Here is a 17,672-nt window from a genome sequence, read left to right on the forward strand (position 1 = left end):
CAAAGCGTCTTGTAACTTGTAAAAAAATGTGTAAAAAGGGAAAGGTTCCGCCCTTTCCCTCTACATAATATCTAAATAAACACGCTTATTGCTATTGGTTTTTGCTGCGTAAACAACTGTACGGATCGCCTTGGCAATTCGTCCATTTTTACCAATCACCTTACCAACATCATCAGGGTTCACGGAAAGATGATAAACAATCTTTGATTCTTCTTCCGTTTCCGTTACCACAATGTCTTCTGGGTGATCTACGAGTGACGTTACAATAGATTCAATAAGGGCTGTCATGATATCACACTACTTTGCAATTTGATTTTTTTGCTCGTGGAATTTCTTCATGATGCCTTCTTTTGAGAATAGATTGCGAACTGTATCACTAGGTTTAGCACCTTTAGTCATCCAGTCAAGTGCTTTTTCTTCATCTATTTTAACTTCAACTGGATTTACAACAGGATTATAAGTTCCGATTTGTTCGATAGAACGTCCATCACGTGGAGAACGTGAGTCAGCTACAACGATACGATAGAATGGATTTCTTTTAGATCCCATACGTTTTAAACGAATTTTAACTGCCATGCTTCTTGCACCTCCAAATATAAGTATTTAACACATTTTTAGATTTTAGCAGAAAACAGAAAGTCTGTAAAGTGTTTTTCCATTACAATGCTTAATCCTTTGATTTTCCTACTTGTAATTAGGCCCTTGAACCTTCGTTCTTCTCAAATCACATGAAGCAATTCAAGCTTGCAAGTATGAGCTGAGAGCTTCCGAATTCTGAATTACATAAATGGAAATTTCATTCCTTTACCTTTCTTACCCTTTTGCATATTTGTCATTTGCTTCATCATTTTTTTCATCTCTTCAAATTGTTTTAATAGTCTGTTTACTTGAGAAACCGAAGTTCCCGACCCTTTTGCTATTCGCTTCTTTCTACTCGCATTCATCAAACTTGGGTCCTGGCGTTCATTCTTAGTCATGGATTGAATAATGGCTTCTACATGTGAAATTTGTTTTTCGTCAATTTGAGCATTTTTAAGCCCCTTCATTTTATTAGCGCCCGGAATCATTGACATTAGATCATCTAATGGCCCCATCTTCTTCACTTGTCCCATTTGCTCTAAGAAATCATCAAATGTAAAGGACATGTTCTTCATTTTTTCTTCAAGCTCTTTCGCCTGTTTTTCATCTACATTCGTTTGGGCTTTTTCAATTAACGATAATACATCACCCATACCAAGTATTCTAGAGGCCATTCGATCAGGATGAAACGCTTCTAACTGATCAAGCTTTTCCCCCATACCAGCAAATTTAATTGGTTTATCTGTCACAGCCTTAATGGATAAAGCAGCCCCACCACGAGTATCTCCATCTAATTTTGTTAGAACTACCCCTGTAATATCTAACTGTTCATTAAAGCTTTCAGCTACATTGACTGCATCTTGTCCCGTCATTGAATCCACAACTAGATAAATCTCATCAGGTTTAACAACCGATTTGATTTCTTCTAGTTCTTGCATTAGTTCACTATCAACATGTAATCTCCCTGCAGTATCAATGATTACATAATCATGATGCTCTTCTTTCGCTTTTTCAATCGCCTTTTGGGCAATATCAACCGGGTTTGCATCTGTTCCCATAGAGAATACCGGTAAATCAAGCTGTTTCCCTAACGTTTCGAGCTGTTGAATTGCTGCAGGGCGGTAAATGTCGCAAGCTACAAGTAATGGTGAACGATTATGTTTCTTCCGTAAAAGGTTAGCAAGTTTACCAGTTGTAGTTGTTTTTCCAGCACCTTGCAGACCAGTCATCATAATTACCGTTGGAGCTTTGTCTGCTACAGCGATCTTACTTTGTTCGCCACCCATGAGTGCTGTTAGCTCTTCTTTTACAACTTTAATAACCTGTTGCCCAGGCGTTAAGCTTTCCATAACTTCTTGACCAACAGCACGTTCTTTAATTCGTTTGATTAAATCTTTTACAACTTTATAGTTTACATCGGCTTCCAGTAATGCAAGCCGAACTTCTCTCGTCATTTCCTTTACATCCTGCTCAGAAACCTTACCTTTACCAGTAATTTTTTTAATTGTACTTTGCAGGCGGTCGGCCAATCCTTCAAACGCCATAGAAGGTGTCCCCCTAATCTAATTCTTTTAATTTATGAATGATTTGCTGAACAGCTTTTTGCTCAGACAATTCAGCTTCCAGACTTTCTATAAGCTCAGATCGCTGCTGAAACTTCTTGTATAAGGATAGCTTTTCCTCATACGTTTCCAACATATGTTCTGTTCGCTTAATATTATCATATACAGCCTGCCTTGATACATCGAATACTTCAGAAATCTCACCAAGAGAATAATCCTCAAGATAATACATTTCCATGTAATTTCGCTGTTTGGGTGTAAGTAATGCCTGATAAAAATCAAATAAATAATTCATTCGCGTTGTTTTTTCTAGCATGATATACACCCCTTGTTAAGTGATTTACCTTTACAAAATATAATAACGAATGTTCCGTTTGTATGTCAAGCCGCTACTAATTAATCTTCTTCTAGCATATCCGCAAATAACCCATAAACAAACGCATGCGCATCAAATTCTTGTAGATCTTCCATCTTCTCTCCCAATCCTACATACTTAACTGGAAGTTGTAATTCATGACGAATAGCTAAAACAATACCACCCTTAGCTGTACCATCTAATTTCGTTAAAACGATGCCAGAAACATCTGTCGCTTCTGAAAATGTTTTTGCTTGACTAAGAGCATTTTGCCCAGTAGTTGCATCCAATACAAGTAAAACTTCATGCGGAGCACCAGGGACCTCCCTCTCAATAACTCGCTTAACTTTTGCTAGTTCATTCATTAGATTAACTTTATTTTGTAATCTTCCTGCTGTATCACAAATAAGAACATCAGCATTGCGTGATTTCGCTGACTTTATTCCATCAAAAATAACAGCAGCTGGATCACTACCTTCGTTTTGTTTGATTACATCAACACCGGCTCGTTCTCCCCAAATATCTAACTGTTCAATCGCTCCAGCTCGAAACGTATCTCCTGCAGCTAAAACCACTTTTTTTCCTTGTTGTTTTAGCTGATAGGCCAATTTACCAATAGATGTCGTTTTTCCAGCTCCATTTACACCCACTACTAAAATAATGGATAGTTGTTCCTCTTGAAGATTTAGATGTTCTGTATGTTCATCATCTTCTCCGTAATATATTTCAACGAGTTTTTCTGAAATAACATCCTTCACCGCTTTGGAGTCTTTGATATTTTGTCGTTTTACTTCCATTTTCAATTCATCAATTAAATCCATTACAGTCGATACACCAACATCAGCAGTGATTAACACTTCCTCTAATTCTTCGAAAAAGTCCTCGTCTACTTTCCGGTATCGAGCTATTAAATCATTAATCCTTCCAGAAAAAGATTGACGGGTCTTCTTCATCCCGTCTTTATATTTCGTTGAAACCTCTTTGGTTTCTTCTTCATTTTTTTGAAATTTCATTTTCCATTTATCCATAAATCCCATTTCCATTACCTCCTTATGACTTTATTAATTCCTTTGTATCTTCCAGTCGAACGGAAACTAATCGAGATACACCCGATTCCTGCATCGTTACACCATATAGAACATCTGCTTCTTCCATTGTACCTTTTCGGTGGGTGATTACAATGAATTGGGTATTTTCACTAAATATTTTTACATAGTTAGCAAAACGTGATACGTTTGCTTCATCTAACGCTGCCTCTACTTCATCTAATACACAGAATGGCACTGGACGCACTCGTAAAATAGCAAATAATAAAGCAATAGCAGTTAATGCCCGCTCTCCACCAGATAATAACCCTAAATGCTGAAGCTTCTTACCCGGCGGCTGTGCTACGATATCTACGCCTGTATCCAGTAAACTTTTTGGGTCCGTTAATTTTAATTCGGCCCGACCTCCACCAAAGAGTTGTTGAAATACGGTAGCAAACTCTTCCTTTATTTGCTGAAAAGTATTGCCAAATCGTTTTTTCATTTCTTCATCCATTTCCGCAATTACATCGTAAAGGGTTTTCTTGGCATCAACTAAATCAGTTTGTTGCTCTGTCAAAAATGTGTACCGCTCAGTGATTCGTTCATACTCATCGATTGCCCCTAAATTCACTGTCCCCAACTGATCAATTTGCTGCTTCAATTGCTGCACCGCTGATTGAGATGCTTCTTTATTTTCAGCCTTATCGTAGATTTGTTTTGCCTTCTCATACGTAATAATGTATTCATTCTGTAAATGAGACAGAAGATTTTCTAATTCTACATCCATTCGATTCGACTGTACTTCTTTTTTCTGAATATCTGCTCTGAGAGCTTCGTAATGTTTATTCTCTTCTTTCAATTCACGCTCTTTATCCTGCATGATTTGCGTGCGTTCTGATCTTTCTCCTCGCTTTTTTTGTATGGTTTCTGTGATTTTTTCCTTCTCAGTACGATGATTCGAAATAGATGCATCAATTTCCTCTTCCGTCTCATTCGACTGATGAAAAGCAAGCAAATCATCTAATTCCTCAGCATACAGATCGTATTGACGTTGTAGTTCAGCTAATTGGTTCTGAACACTATTTGTTTTCTCCCGCTGACTCTTCTCGCGCTCATCCTGTTCTGCTAGTAATACATGGTTGCGATGTAACTCCTCTTGTAACCTTTCCTTATTCTCTTGAACTTCCGATTGTTGCTTTGTTACTATTTCAATTTCTTCCTCTAGTTGTTGGGTCTTACTATTTAAGTCGGCTAATTCCTCTGTTAATCGCGCTTGTCGTTGAACGAGCTGTTCTTTATCTTCTGCAAATTGTTTTTTATCCTGATCGTATAATGTAAGATTATCGTTTAAGGTTTCTTTTTTCATTTCAATTTCTCGATGAAAAGCACGTAATTCCTGTAGTTTTTGCTGCTCTTGTTGAATACTCTGTTCTTCTTCAAGTAATTGTTTTTCTGTTTCACTAATATATTGCTTTTGCTTTTGTACATTTTTTTCAAAATCTAAGGTTTTTGATTCAAACTGCCTTAGCTTCTCCGTCATTTCCTGTAGATCTTTTTCTCTTGTAAATAGAGATTGATTTGTCTTTTTTTGCGCTCCACCTGACATGGAACCTCCTGGGTTAACAACATCTCCCTCCAGTGTGACAATACGAAATTTCCGCATCGCCGTAGTAGCCAGCTCGTTGGCATCTTTTAATGTTTTTGCAATAATAACGTGTCCCATTAGATGATTAATGGCCTTCCTGTACGTATTATCCACATTGACTAGATGCGATGCGATGCCGATAAATCCTTGATGCTGCTCTAACTTCTTCATTAGCTCGCTTGGAATAAAACGCTCTTGGATAGAAGCTAACGGTAAAAATGTTGCCCGGCCACTATTTGTTTTTTTCAACCATACGATGGATTGTCTTGCTGCCTTATCATCTTTTACAACAATGTGTTGTGCCTGTCCACCAAGTACCGTTTCTATCGCAGTGATATAGGATTTGGGTACATGTATTAATTCAATAACTGCTCCATTAATATCTGTCAAGGTTCCATCTTCTCTTGCCTTTAGCACAGCCTTTACACCATGAAAGAATCCCTGAAAGTCTTCTTTCATTTCTTCAAGCATTTCTTTTTTTGATTTAATTTTTTCGATGTACTGATACCCTTGATATAATTTTGCCTGCGCTTCTTGGAACTCACTTCTTCTTTGCTCCAATTCTTGCTTGATCGCTTTTATAGTGTCGTCTTTGTCTGCGTACTTATTTTCTTGGCTCTTTAAATCTTCTGCCAGTTGATTTGCTTGCTTTGTCAGTTTTTCTCTTTCACGCAGTAGGTCTTTAAATTTTTCCGTTTGTTTTTCTTTCTTGCCATCAAGCTGTTGAATTCGCTCGTCAATGGAGTGTAATTCATTTCGCCGAACAGCTTGCTTATTTAAATACTCGATGTACTCTGATTTTAAATCTTCAATTTTCTCCGCAAGGTTCTCTTTTCCTAAGCTTAGCTTCTGTTCGAGTTGTTTAATTTCACCTTTTGTTGCAGCTTTTATGGTTTGTAATTCAGATAGGCGTTTTTTTTCCTGAATAACTTCTTCATGCAATTTTCCAATTCGAATTGAAGTTTCCTTTTTTTGCTCCTCCAGTTTTTCTTTGTTGTCTTCAAAGTGCTTGAATCTCTCTAAAAATAATTGCTTCTTTCCTTCATATTTTTCCAACTGCTGTGTCATAGATAACAAATCAGCCTGTAGCTTTTCGATGGTGCCATCTAATTGATCAATTGCTTGTCTTTCACTTTCTTGTGACGCTTCTTTTTGTTGAATCGCTGTTTTCAACTCTACTTCTTTTAATTTCATTTGATCGAGCTCTTGAAGCGTTGATTGCCATTGATTATGTATAATCTCAATTTCAGCTAGAAGATAAGAAATTTCTTTTTCCTTTAATTCTTCTTTGAGTGCTACGTATTTTTCTGCTGTTTGTGCTTGCTTTTTCATTGGATCGAGTTGTTGCTCGATTTCATGAATAATATCTTCTACACGGTTTAGATTTTCTTGTGTTTTAGCTAGTTTATATTCGGCTTTCTTCTTCCTCTGCTTATATTTCAGAACCCCAGCTGCCTCTTCAAAAATAGTCCTTCTTTCCTCTGCTTTTGAGCTAAGAATTTCTTCCACTTTTCCTTGACTAATAATTGAAAAGGCCTCACGTCCAAGTCCTGAATCCATGAACAAATCAACAATATCTTTTAATCGACACGATTGATTATTTATATAGAACTCACTTTCACCAGAACGATATACCCTTCTAGTTACACTTACTTCTTCATATTCTAAAGGTAGGAGCTGGTCATGGTTATCCAATACTAACGTTACTTCTGCAACATTTAATGCTTTACGTGTATCACTCCCTTGGAAAATAATATCTTCCATTTTAGATCCACGTAAGGATTTTGCCGACTGCTCCCCTAGCACCCAACGAATAGCATCCGTTATATTACTTTTTCCACTTCCATTAGGTCCTACCACTGCAGTTACTCCTGGAACAAAATCAACATTAATCCGTTTTGCAAAAGATTTAAAGCCAACACTTTCCAACCTTTTTAAGTACATATTACATTCTCCTAATTCAATAAAGAACATTGACAAATTGCATCTATTTAAGTTCTCAATTATCATAAATTTATCAAGCACGATTCTTATTCATCGTATTTCTATAATTAGTTTTACGAAAAACAAATTTGGCTTTTTACCGCATTTATTTTATCATAAACATAGAAACAAAAGAAGAGTAGACCATACATACTCTATTAGTTTTAAATCGTAGGGGAGAGATATTATAGAATGAGCTTAGAAAAACCATCAGCAGAAAATTTAAAGATTTTACTTGATGAAATTGCTGAACAACTAGATGTTGTTAATCGCACGATAATGGATCCGGAAGATTATGATTTGAATAAATATGAAGAGATCAAATTTATGTATGATATGATTAAACAGAAAGGGCGACTCAGCGCTCAAGAAACACAAGCTTTTATTGAAGAGCTACGATCTGTTCGAAAGCATTAAGTGAATACGTAACGATTCCCATTATGAAGTTCGCGGGACAGAGGCCTGCCCACACGAATACAGAACCAAAAAAGATGCTCCTTCACTTAGCTAAGCTTAATGAGTGAAGGAAATCTTTTTTTGTAGTCTAGGAAATTATAAAATTTACCCATGTGGATAAATGGCGCGTGTTGAGTCGCTTGCAAGGGGAGCTCCCAAACTTTCATTCTATTTAACTGTAATAGTGGTTTCTCATAAGAATGAAAAGTGTGAGCTGTTGCTTCCTGCGAGAGTGCGTCAGTTTTTGTGTACAAAAACTGACGCACTACTGAAAAAACAACGGCTCATCCTAATCGTTCTATCTACTTTAAAACAACTGTAGTTGTTTTATGAATTATATTTATCTATCGCTGCTTTTGCAGCACGCTGCTCGGCTTCTTTTTTTGTGCGTCCAATGCCCGATCCATAAATTTCATTTTGAATGAGTACATTAGCAACAAATTCTTTATGATGAGATGGGCCTCTTTCTTCTATAATTCTATACTCGATTGATTGATTTTTAATCTGTTGAATTAATTCTTGTAACTGACTCTTGTAATCCATCGCATGCGAAAAAGCACCATCTGTAATCTTCGGAAATACATGGTCTTCTAAAAATTGTAACGCTGCATCAAACCCCTGATCCAAATATAATGCTCCTAAGAAGGCTTCAAAAACATCAGCAAGTAAAGCAGAGCGGTCTCGACCACCTGTTTGTTCCTCTCCTTTACCTAGTAATATAAATTGACCAAATTCAAGACCTCTGGCAAAGCTAGCTAGTGAAGGTTCACAAACAATAGAGGCTCTTAATTTAGTCATTTCTCCTTCTGGCATATGTTGATGCTTACGAAAAAGATATTGAGATACTCCTAATTCTAGTACAGCATCACCTAGAAATTCCAACCTTTCATTATCCGAAAATACTTCCTTACGATGCTCATTCACATAAGATGAATGTGTAAATGCCTGTCTAATCAATATATGGTTGTGAAACATAATATTTAAATGTTTCTCTAACTGGGCAATTTCCACGCTGGACACCTCAATTTCCATTAAATATACGGAAAGTCCCGCCAAAACTCGCGAGACTTTCTCTTCCTGTTATTCTTGTGTGCTGTTTATGTAGTTAACAGCATCACCAACTGTATTTATTTTTTCAGCCTCTTCATCAGCAATTGTCATATCAAATTCGTCTTCAAGCTCCATTACAAGCTCAACCACATCAAGAGAGTCAGCTTCTAAATCTTCTTTAAACGATGCTTCCATTGTTACTTTTGACTCTTCCACATCAAGACGATCAACGATAATATCTTTTACACGATCAAACACATCTGCCACGTTCCTTCACCTCCTTTCAAGGAAATCCGTAGTATTACATAACCATTCCACCATCAATATGAATCGTTTGGCCCGTAATGTAGTTTGCATCATCGCTTGCAAGGAAGCGTACAACCTTTGCAACATCCTCTGGCTCTCCAAGCTTGTTTAAAGGGATCATTGCTAGCATTTCCTTTTGCTGTTCATCAGTTAAGGCATCCGTCATATCTGTAGATATAAAACCTGGCGCTACGGCATTAACATGAATATTTCTTGAAGCAAGTTCCTTTGCTGTTGTTTTCGTTAAACCTATGACACCAGCTTTTGCTGCTACATAATTTGCTTGTCCAGGATTTCCGCTAACTCCAACAATGGAAGCTACGTTAACAATCTTTCCAGCTCTTTGCTTCATCATTTGTCTTGTAACTGCCTTTGTACAAACAAATACACCTTTTAAATTGGTATTAATTACTTGATCGAATTCTTCTTCTTTCATTCTCATTAATAAATTATCTCTCGTTATACCGGCATTATTAACAAGAATGTCCAATGAACCAAAATTACTTACTACTTCTTTAATCATTGATTTAACACTTGCCTCATCAGCTACATCAGCTTGCACGATAAAAGCATTAGAGCCCATCGCTTTAATTTCTTCGACAACAGCTTTCGCTTTATCTTCGCTCCCAGCATAATTCACGGCGACATTCGCACCTTGTTTTGCTAATTCTAATGCAATGGAACGGCCTATACCACGAGACGCTCCTGTAACCAATGCGTTTTTGCCTTTAAGCATTATTAATCCCCCTTAAACCATGATATAAAGTCATTTAATGAAGCAGTATCTTGAACAGCAAACGTAGTAGTATTTCGATTAACCTTCTTCACCAAACCACTTAACACTTTACCATTTCCTACTTCTACAAATGCATCTACTTCTTTCTCCATCATATTTCTAATTGATTCCTCAAATCGAACAGGAGAATACAGTTGTTTAATTAATAGTTCTTTGATCTCAGCATTCTCCCTTACTGGTGAAGCTGATACATTTGCGTAGATAGGAATCGCTGCATCATTAATCGTTACCTTGTTTAAGTACTCTGAAAATGCCTCATTAGCCGATTTCATAAGACGAGAATGAAATGGTCCACTGACATTTAACGGAAGAACGCGTTTAGCACCTTTCGCTTTTAAAATTTCTTTGGCCATCTCGATACCTTTAACTGACCCAGAAATAACAATTTGTCCTGGACAATTTAGATTAGCTAGATCTACAACTTCTTCATTTATTTCACTAAGCCCAGCTTGAATCGTCTCACTATCTAACCCAAGCACTGCCGCCATTGTACCTTGTCCTTTTGGAAAAGCCTGCTCCATTAATTTTCCACGTTTTGCTACAAGTGGCAAAGCTTCCTCTAACGAAATAGCTCCAGCAGCTACTAATGCGCTGTATTCTCCAAGACTATGACCAACCGTCATTACTGGCTGTACTTCCATATCTAATAACATGGTGTGAAGAGCGATGCTTGTTAATAATAAGGCCGGCTGTGCATTTTCTGTTTCTGTGAGTTCCTCTTTTGGCCCTTCAAACATAATTTTTGTTAGATTCTTTTGTAAAATTTGATCTGCATCATCAAAGAGTTTTTGGATCTTAGGTGATGCTTCATATAGTTCTCTTCCCATTCCTACTGTCTGGGACCCTTGCCCAGGAAACATGAAGGCAACCTGCTTCATTATTTGTCCCCCTCCAAATTCATTGTCTCAATCGTTTGTTTAATCGTTTCCGTAATTTGGTTATTAACCATGTGACACGTCTGTTTAACTGCATTATATATGGCGTTTGAATCAGATGAACCATGCGCCTTCACAACTGGTGCTGCTAATCCGAATAATCCTGCCCCGCCATATTCTGCATAATCTAGTTTTGCTTTTAATCCTTTCAAGTCGTTTTTAATCATACCAGCGGCAATTTTCGTTTTTACAGATGACATAAATGTCTCTTTAAGCATGGAAAACATAGCCCCGGCAGTTCCTTCAATTGTTTTTAATGCAATATTACCAGTGAATCCGTCAGTTACTACAACATCTGCAACGTTAGTTAACAAATCACGCGCTTCGACATTGCCGATAAAATTAATTGGCGTATCACTCAAAAGGTGAAACGCTTTTTTAGTAAGGTCATTCCCTTTCCCATCTTCGGTTCCAACATTTAATAACCCTACCCTAGGATTGGTAATAGAGCGCACTTGCTCGACATAAATAGAACCCATTAACGCGTATTGTAATAGGTGATTCGGCTTCGCATCAACATTTGCACCTACGTCCAATAGCAGGAATCCTTGCCCATCTAAAGTGGGTAATGTCGGACTTAGAGCAGGGCGCTCAATGCCTGTAATTCTACCAACGATAAAGAGACCTGCGCTCATTAATGCTCCCGTATTTCCAGCAGAAATACAAGCATCGGCTCTACCTTCTTTTACCTCTTGGGCCATTAAGACTAATGACGCCTTCTTTTTCCTGCGAACCGCACGTACAGGTTCATCTTCTGAAGTAATTACTTCTGTTGTATGTAAAATATCAATATTTTTAGTATCTGTTAAGTACTCATTTATCTTCGCTTCATCCCCAACTAGGGTAATATGTAGTTGGTCAATCTCAGAGACAGCTTTCATCGCTCCAAGTACTACAGCTTTTGGTGCATGATCGCCACCCATGGCATCTATTGCAAGTTTCATTTATTGTTCTCCTTTTTGTTCATTAGGTTGATACATATGGAAAATACCAGTAAACACTGTTTCATTTTCTACAATGCTGTTAACATGAACAATCGTAAGTCCTTTCTCTTTTCCTTCAACTACAGCCTTCGCAACCACGCGTTCGCCTTCTTTAACCTGTCGTGTAAATTTCAATTCTGATTTAGCAGTTAGAGCTAATTCATCATTAATCACAGCAACAGCAAGAGAATTTGCCTGAGCAAACAAATGATGACCACGGGCAATTTTATTACGCGAGAATACATGCTCCGCACCAATGTCTAAAATTGAGATTGCCCGATTATCTAATTCCAAGTCAACCACTTCTCCAATTACTTCTTCAAGTGGTAATGCTTTAACAGTTTCATTCCATTGGTTCGTAGCAACTGATTTAATCCGCTGCCTTAATTCAGGAATAGAAAGCTCCATCCGATCTAACCGGATCGTTTGGATACTGACAGAGAATTGTTTTGCCAATTCTTCATCTGTAATAAAAGGTGTCTTTTCAATTGTCTCTTTTAATAATCGTTGTCGATCAGATTTTGGTCGTTTCATGCTTGCACCGTCCATATTTTTTATGACTTGATCCTAATAGTAATATATAATACCTTGCTTGTTTATGCAAATATTTCTTAGTCTAATTTCTCGTTAAAAACGGAATTTTCCTCTACATATTGCTGCAGTAAACGGAATTCCGGATCATCTTCTAACAGGTTTTCATCAATGATGTTCTGCGCATCCTTTCGTGCTGTTTCTAAAGCTCGATAATCATGAATCATATCAGCTACTTTAAATTCGGGTACACCACTCTGTTTCCTTCCAAAGAAATCCCCTGGTCCCCTCAATCGTAAATCCTCTTCAGACAAAGCAAATCCATCGGTTGTTTCAGACATAATCCGCATACGTTCTTTTCCTGTTTCTCCTTTTGGGTCGGCAATTAAAATGCAGTAGCTTTGTTTAGCACCTCGTCCAACCCTTCCCCGCAATTGATGGAGTTGTGATAGTCCAAACCGCTCAGCATCATAAATAACCATAACTGTTGCATTCGGTACATTAACACCAACTTCTACAACTGTTGTCGATACTAGAATCTGTACTTCATTATCAGCAAATTGTTTCATTACAGCATCTTTTTCTTCTGTTGGCAACCTACCATGCATGAGACCAATTTTTATTTCTTCTGGGTAGAACGCTTGTAGCTGTTGATATACATCTACGGCATTTTGAATATCTAATTTATCGGACTCCTCAATGAGAGGACAGATAATATATGCTTGTTCTCCGAGAGAAATTTGTTTATGGATAAAATGAAGCACACGATCCAGCGTATTTTCTTTTACCCAGTATGTCTCAATTTCCTTTCTGCCCATAGGCATCTCATCAATGACGGATACATCCATGTCGCCAAATGCTGTAATAGCTAAAGTCCTAGGGATTGGGGTTGCTGTCATAAATAATACGTCAGGCTGAAGACCTTTTTCACGTAAGATACGCCTTTGCTCTACACCAAAACGGTGCTGTTCATCTACTATCACAAATCCAAGGTCATCAAAAATGACATCCTCTTGAATCAGCGCATGCGTCCCTACGACAATATTTATCTCATGTTTCTCAATACCTTCAGTTATTGCTTTTCGTTTTTTACCTTTTACAGAGCCAGTTAATAACGTAACATTCACTTTATCATCAAACAATTCAACTAGTGATTGGAAATGCTGCTCTGCTAAAATTTCTGTAGGTACCATTAGCGCACCTTGTTTACCTGCCGTAAGTGAAGCATACAAACATATTGCAGCAACCGCTGTTTTTCCCGAGCCTACATCCCCTTGTAAAAGACGACTCATTCTGTAGGGAGACTTCATATCGGATAGAATTTGATTTAACGATTTTTCTTGTGCATTTGTTAAAGCAAATGGCAAACTTGCAATAAATGCCTGAACAAGATCTGAATTATAATGTTGCGCATTTCCTACAGTTGCCTCACGTTTCAACTTGCGAAGTAGCTGCATTTTTAGTTGAAATAGTAAAAATTCTTCATAGATAAATCTCCGTCTAGCATGCTTTAATGCTACTCTATGCTTAGGAAAATGCATCATCGTAAAAGCTTCACTACGAGTAGGTATTTTATAACTTGCTAGATATCTATTTGGTAACAATTCTTCTATTTCCGTGGAACAAGCCTTCAATGCTTGTTGAATTAATTTCTTCAGCTTAACATTAGTTATATTGCCTTTAACAGAGTAGATAGGCTGAATTTCTGCCTGTTGATTGGCATGGCCCTTCTTATAATTACTAACCGTAATTTGCAAACGATGGGCATCCCACTTCCCAGTTAATGTGACCGTGTCCCCCTGATGAATTTGTTTCTTAGCGAAAGCTCGATTAAACATAACTGCTTTAACAGCAACCTGTTCAACTTCGAGGGTAAAGGTAAGTCTTGATTTTTTTTTGCCATAAAAAGTAAGAGAAGGATCATGAATCACCCTTCCCTCAATCGTAACTTTATCATCATGAATTAACTCACTAAGAGGCCTAATTTCGAAAATATCATAGCGATAAGGAAAATGATTTAATAAATCTTCAATCGAATAGATATGCATCAGTGCAAGGTCTTCTGCCATTTTATCGCCGATGCCTTTTAAGTTTGTTACAGGCTCACGTAACATGTGAATCACTCTTTCTAACTTGTAATCCCAAATAGTTTATCTTTTAGAAAACGACCAGTTGGTGTATCGGCTAATCCACCTTCACCAGTCTCACGAAGACTTGAAGGCATTTGTTTCCCAATTCGATACATAGCGCCAATCACTTCATCGCATGGTATTCTACTCGTTACACCAGCCAACGCCATATCAGCAGATACAATTGCTAGTGAGGACCCCCCAGCATTTCGTTTTACACAGGGAACCTCTACTAAACCTGCAACAGGATCACAAACAAGGCCAAGCATATTTTTTAATGTCATAGCAAATGCCTCAGCAGACTGCTGAGGAGTGCCGCCCGCCATTTCAACGATCGCAGCTGAAGCCATTGCCCCCGCTGAACCAACCTCTGCTTGACATCCTCCTGCCGCACCGGAAATAAAGGCATTATTTGCAACGACAAACCCAAATGCGCCTGCAGTAAATAAATAACGAATCATTTGCTCACGTGTAGGATGCAGCTGATTTTTAACTGCAAATAATGTGCCAGGTACACATCCCGCGCTCCCAGCAGTTGGAGTAGCACATATTGTACCCATTGCAGCGTTAACCTCATTTGTACCCATTGCTTTACTAACTGCATCAAGTAGTAAATTTCCAGATAAAGGAGTTTTCTCTTTCATGTAATTTTGTATTAATACCGCATCGCCACCAGTTAACCCCGTAACTGATTCAACACCTTTCAAAGCGTCCTCGATGGCGTTTTCCATTACTTGTAGGTTTTTCTCCATCTCTCCATATATTTCTTCACGCGTTTTTTCTTTAACTTCCATTTCCTGCCGAATCATTACTTCTGAAATTAAGATATTTTCATTTTCAGCAATCTCTACTAATTCCTTCACTGTACGAAACATATAATTCCACCTCTCTTGTTAAAACACTAGCTGACAATTTTGGAAATTTGAATAATGTGTTCAGCGTTATCCAATTCATGTAGCACGTCGTCATCTACATTTTGGTCTACTTCAATGACCATTAACGCTTCCTTACCGACATCCTTCCGATTCACTTCCATATGTCCGATATTAATTTGATGTTTGGCAAGTATTGTTGTAACAGAAGCAATCGCTCCGAAGCGATCGTTATGCATAATTAAAATAGCAGGGTGATTTCCAGATAACCGCAATTCAAAGCCATTTAATTCAGTGATTTCCACTTTTCCTCCACCAATCGAAACACCGACCAGTTCAAGCGTATCAGTTTCATTGCCAAGAACTATTCTAGCTGTATTCGGGTGATCGACAGCTGCGCTATCTTCAATAAATTCAATATAAAAATCTCTTTCCTTTGCGATATTCAACGCATTACTCATACGGGTGTCATCCGTTTCAAATCCAAGTAGGCCACCAGCTAAAGCAAAATCAGTACCATGCCCCTTATACGTTTTTGCAAAAGATTCATATAAATATATCTTTGCCCACTTCGGACTTTTTCCGAATAACGTACGTGCTGCCTTACCTATTCTCGCTGCACCTGCTGTATGAGAACTAGAAGGGCCTATCATAACCGGCCCAATAATATCAAAAACAGAATTATATTTCATAGCTATCCACCGCCTAGTTTTAGGTTTCCACAGTTTTACAATCTTTTAAAGTAAGGGTATTCATTCCAATAACAAGTCAATGTTATACCCCTAAGCTTCCATAGTAAATTATAACAAAAAAGTCGATATTAATCATTTCCATTATTACCTTGTAAGTATGATAACATGTATATCGCTATTATTTATACATGTTATCCGAATAATTTTGAATCCACTACAAATGCTATTCTTATTCATTATCCATGTCCTGTAATACATTGACTTCCATGTTTATAAGATCTATAATTAAAATTTGTGGATTATACGTTTATAATCGGGTGGGAGAGGGACAGGAGATACGATGAGGAGTTCATATGCCTGATAAGAAACACCAGCATAATTTACAGCCGAACTCAAGTTTTAAAAATGAGTTTATTGCTGGTCTGATAGGCTATTTAACGACAATGTATATTGTTGTTGTGAATGGGTCTATCCTTAGTGAAGCAGGGTTGTCCATTGAAAGTGGTATGGTTGCAACCATTCTCGCAAGTTTTGTTGGAACAGTACTGATGGGAATCATCGGCAGACTTCCGCTCATCATCATTCCAGGTATGGGGATTAACGCATTGTTTGCATACTCTATCGTGGAAGGCACGGAATTGCATTTTCAAGAAGGCTTAGCTGTTGTGCTTGTAGCTGCTATTATTTTTTTAATAACAGCTTTTAGTAAGTTAGGTGTATTGTTAAGAGATGCTATTCCCAATTCACTGAAACATGCAATCACTGTTGGTTTGGGTTTTTTCTTAATCTTAATTGGGCTAGAAAAAAGTGGACTTGTTATTAGCGGGGAAAATACCATCATTGCGATTGGTGATTTTAGCTCTGCTACCGTTATTGTTAGTTTATTGACTTTGTTTCTAGCCATATTCTTATTCGTAAAAAATATCCCGGCTAATTTCCTGCTTACCATGTTTGCTGGTACTATTTTTGCTTTCATTGCTGGAACCATAGAAACTGGAAACGAAGCAATAAATATTACATGGAGTGAAATGCTATTTCTGCCTTCATTTTCAGCAATTGATGAGTTATCATTTTGGCTAGCGGTATTCCCTTTATCGATGATCCTTATTTTTGAGAACATGGGTTTATTACATGGTCAGCTGGAGATGTTAAAACGAGAAAATAGGTACTCAAAAGCCTATCAAGTGACTGCTTTTTCAACGTTAACCTGTGCTTTCTTAGGGACATCGCCAACCGTTTCTGCTGCAGAAAATGCTGCTGTTATTGCTTCCAAAGGAAGAACTGGAAAAACAGCTCTCGTTGCCGGAGTATTGTTTCTAGCAACACTTTTCCTTATTCCTTGGATAACAATGATTCCAAATACAGCTATAAGCCCTATCTTAATTATTGTAGGCTTTTTGATGACCCAAAACATTCGATATCTACCATTAGATAACCTATCAGAATGTATACCAGCTCTACTCATAGTTGTAATGATCCCATTCACCTACAGCATTGCTGATGGTATGGCTTTTGGGTTCATTGCATATCCAATTGTAAAAATCGCAATTGGAAAACATCGAGAGTTATCGGCTGCACTAATCGTAATATCTGGTTTGTTCCTGTTTGATTTCATCATGAAGATTATCGGAATATAAAAAAAGGGATATCCCAAAAGTCACGTAAAAATGACGAAAGGGGTACCCCTTTTTTTAAAAGTTAAGAAAGTATAAAATCAGTGCAATGACTGCGTTAAGCCAAGTAGTTATTTTGAAATGTTTGATGTATATT

At 37.6% G+C, this 17,672-nt stretch carries 17 protein-coding genes; 2 read left to right on the top strand and 15 right to left on the bottom strand.

The window, feature by feature from the left end; genetic code table 11:
• Positions 1-60 precede the first annotated feature (60 nt).
• The 6 genes from Q1A47_RS00505 to smc all read right to left on the bottom strand — a co-directional run bounded on the left by Q1A47_RS00505 (position 61) and on the right by smc (position 7,113).
• Positions 61-288 (bottom strand): KH domain-containing protein, encoded by a 228-nt coding sequence (locus Q1A47_RS00505; RefSeq protein WP_026680869.1) that lies wholly within the window; start codon positions 286-288, stop codon positions 61-63.
• A 9-nt stretch (positions 289-297) separates the two neighbouring features.
• Positions 298-576 carry a 30S ribosomal protein S16 gene (gene rpsP, locus Q1A47_RS00510; protein WP_026680868.1) on the bottom strand — a complete coding sequence of 93 codons (279 nt, stop codon included), beginning with the start codon at positions 574-576 and terminating at the stop codon, positions 298-300.
• A 203-nt stretch (positions 577-779) separates the two neighbouring features.
• On the bottom strand, positions 780-2,123 hold the full coding sequence (gene ffh, locus Q1A47_RS00515) for a signal recognition particle protein (RefSeq protein ID WP_026680867.1): 1,344 nt from the start codon (positions 2,121-2,123) through the stop codon (positions 780-782).
• A 13-nt stretch (positions 2,124-2,136) separates the two neighbouring features.
• Complete coding sequence (locus Q1A47_RS00520; RefSeq protein ID WP_026680866.1) at positions 2,137-2,457, bottom strand: putative DNA-binding protein; 321 nt, start codon at positions 2,455-2,457, stop codon at positions 2,137-2,139.
• Between the two features lie 80 nt (positions 2,458-2,537).
• The gene (gene ftsY / locus Q1A47_RS00525; protein WP_166529888.1) at positions 2,538-3,533 is read right to left on the bottom strand and encodes a signal recognition particle-docking protein FtsY; all 996 of its coding nucleotides are present in this window, start codon (positions 3,531-3,533) and stop codon (positions 2,538-2,540) included.
• 13 nt (positions 3,534-3,546) lie between these two features.
• Positions 3,547-7,113, bottom strand: a complete 3,567-nt coding sequence (smc, locus tag Q1A47_RS00530; RefSeq protein ID WP_166529889.1) for a chromosome segregation protein SMC — start codon at positions 7,111-7,113, stop codon at positions 3,547-3,549.
• 231 nt (positions 7,114-7,344) lie between these two features.
• Between smc and Q1A47_RS00535 the strand changes: the two genes are divergently transcribed.
• The gene (locus tag Q1A47_RS00535; RefSeq protein ID WP_026680863.1) at positions 7,345-7,569 is read left to right on the top strand and encodes a DUF1128 domain-containing protein; all 225 of its coding nucleotides are present in this window, start codon (positions 7,345-7,347) and stop codon (positions 7,567-7,569) included.
• 366 nt (positions 7,570-7,935) lie between these two features.
• Here Q1A47_RS00535 and rnc read toward each other — a convergent pair whose 3' ends face one another.
• From rnc to sdaAB, 9 genes are all read right to left on the bottom strand, one after another.
• Entirely contained in the window at positions 7,936-8,619 is a 684-nt protein-coding gene (rnc, locus tag Q1A47_RS00540) for a ribonuclease III (protein WP_026680862.1), read from the bottom strand.
• 69 nt (positions 8,620-8,688) lie between these two features.
• Complete coding sequence (gene acpP / locus Q1A47_RS00545) at positions 8,689-8,925, bottom strand: acyl carrier protein (RefSeq protein ID WP_026680861.1); 237 nt, start codon at positions 8,923-8,925, stop codon at positions 8,689-8,691.
• A 34-nt stretch (positions 8,926-8,959) separates the two neighbouring features.
• The gene (gene fabG, locus Q1A47_RS00550; protein WP_026680860.1) at positions 8,960-9,700 is read right to left on the bottom strand and encodes a 3-oxoacyl-[acyl-carrier-protein] reductase; all 741 of its coding nucleotides are present in this window, start codon (positions 9,698-9,700) and stop codon (positions 8,960-8,962) included.
• Positions 9,701-9,702: 2 nt separating this feature from the next.
• A complete protein-coding gene (gene fabD, locus Q1A47_RS00555) occupies positions 9,703-10,638 on the bottom strand; it encodes an ACP S-malonyltransferase (RefSeq protein WP_121605234.1) in 936 nt (311 codons plus the stop codon).
• Entirely contained in the window at positions 10,638-11,639 is a 1,002-nt protein-coding gene (gene plsX / locus Q1A47_RS00560; protein WP_026680858.1) for a phosphate acyltransferase PlsX, read from the bottom strand. The genes fabD and plsX overlap by 1 nt, the downstream gene beginning before the upstream one ends.
• On the bottom strand, positions 11,640-12,212 hold the full coding sequence (fapR, locus tag Q1A47_RS00565) for a transcription factor FapR (protein ID WP_166529891.1): 573 nt from the start codon (positions 12,210-12,212) through the stop codon (positions 11,640-11,642).
• A 77-nt stretch (positions 12,213-12,289) separates the two neighbouring features.
• Positions 12,290-14,323 carry an ATP-dependent DNA helicase RecG gene (recG, locus tag Q1A47_RS00570; RefSeq protein WP_121605236.1) on the bottom strand — a complete coding sequence of 678 codons (2,034 nt, stop codon included), beginning with the start codon at positions 14,321-14,323 and terminating at the stop codon, positions 12,290-12,292.
• A 14-nt stretch (positions 14,324-14,337) separates the two neighbouring features.
• Positions 14,338-15,213, bottom strand: coding sequence for an L-serine ammonia-lyase, iron-sulfur-dependent, subunit alpha (sdaAA, locus tag Q1A47_RS00575; RefSeq protein WP_026680855.1), 876 nt, complete (start codon positions 15,211-15,213; stop codon positions 14,338-14,340).
• Positions 15,214-15,239: 26 nt separating this feature from the next.
• Complete coding sequence (sdaAB, locus tag Q1A47_RS00580) at positions 15,240-15,902, bottom strand: L-serine ammonia-lyase, iron-sulfur-dependent subunit beta (protein ID WP_026680854.1); 663 nt, start codon at positions 15,900-15,902, stop codon at positions 15,240-15,242.
• 353 nt (positions 15,903-16,255) lie between these two features.
• On the opposite strand from sdaAB, the gene Q1A47_RS00585 reads away from it, so the two are divergent.
• Positions 16,256-17,539 carry an NCS2 family permease gene (locus tag Q1A47_RS00585; RefSeq protein ID WP_026680853.1) on the top strand — a complete coding sequence of 428 codons (1,284 nt, stop codon included), beginning with the start codon at positions 16,256-16,258 and terminating at the stop codon, positions 17,537-17,539.
• Positions 17,540-17,672: the final 133 nt, after the last annotated feature.

It is taken from the genome of uncultured Virgibacillus sp. (assembly GCF_947495635.1).
GTDB lineage: Bacteria > Bacillota > Bacilli > Bacillales > Amphibacillaceae > Virgibacillus > Virgibacillus salarius.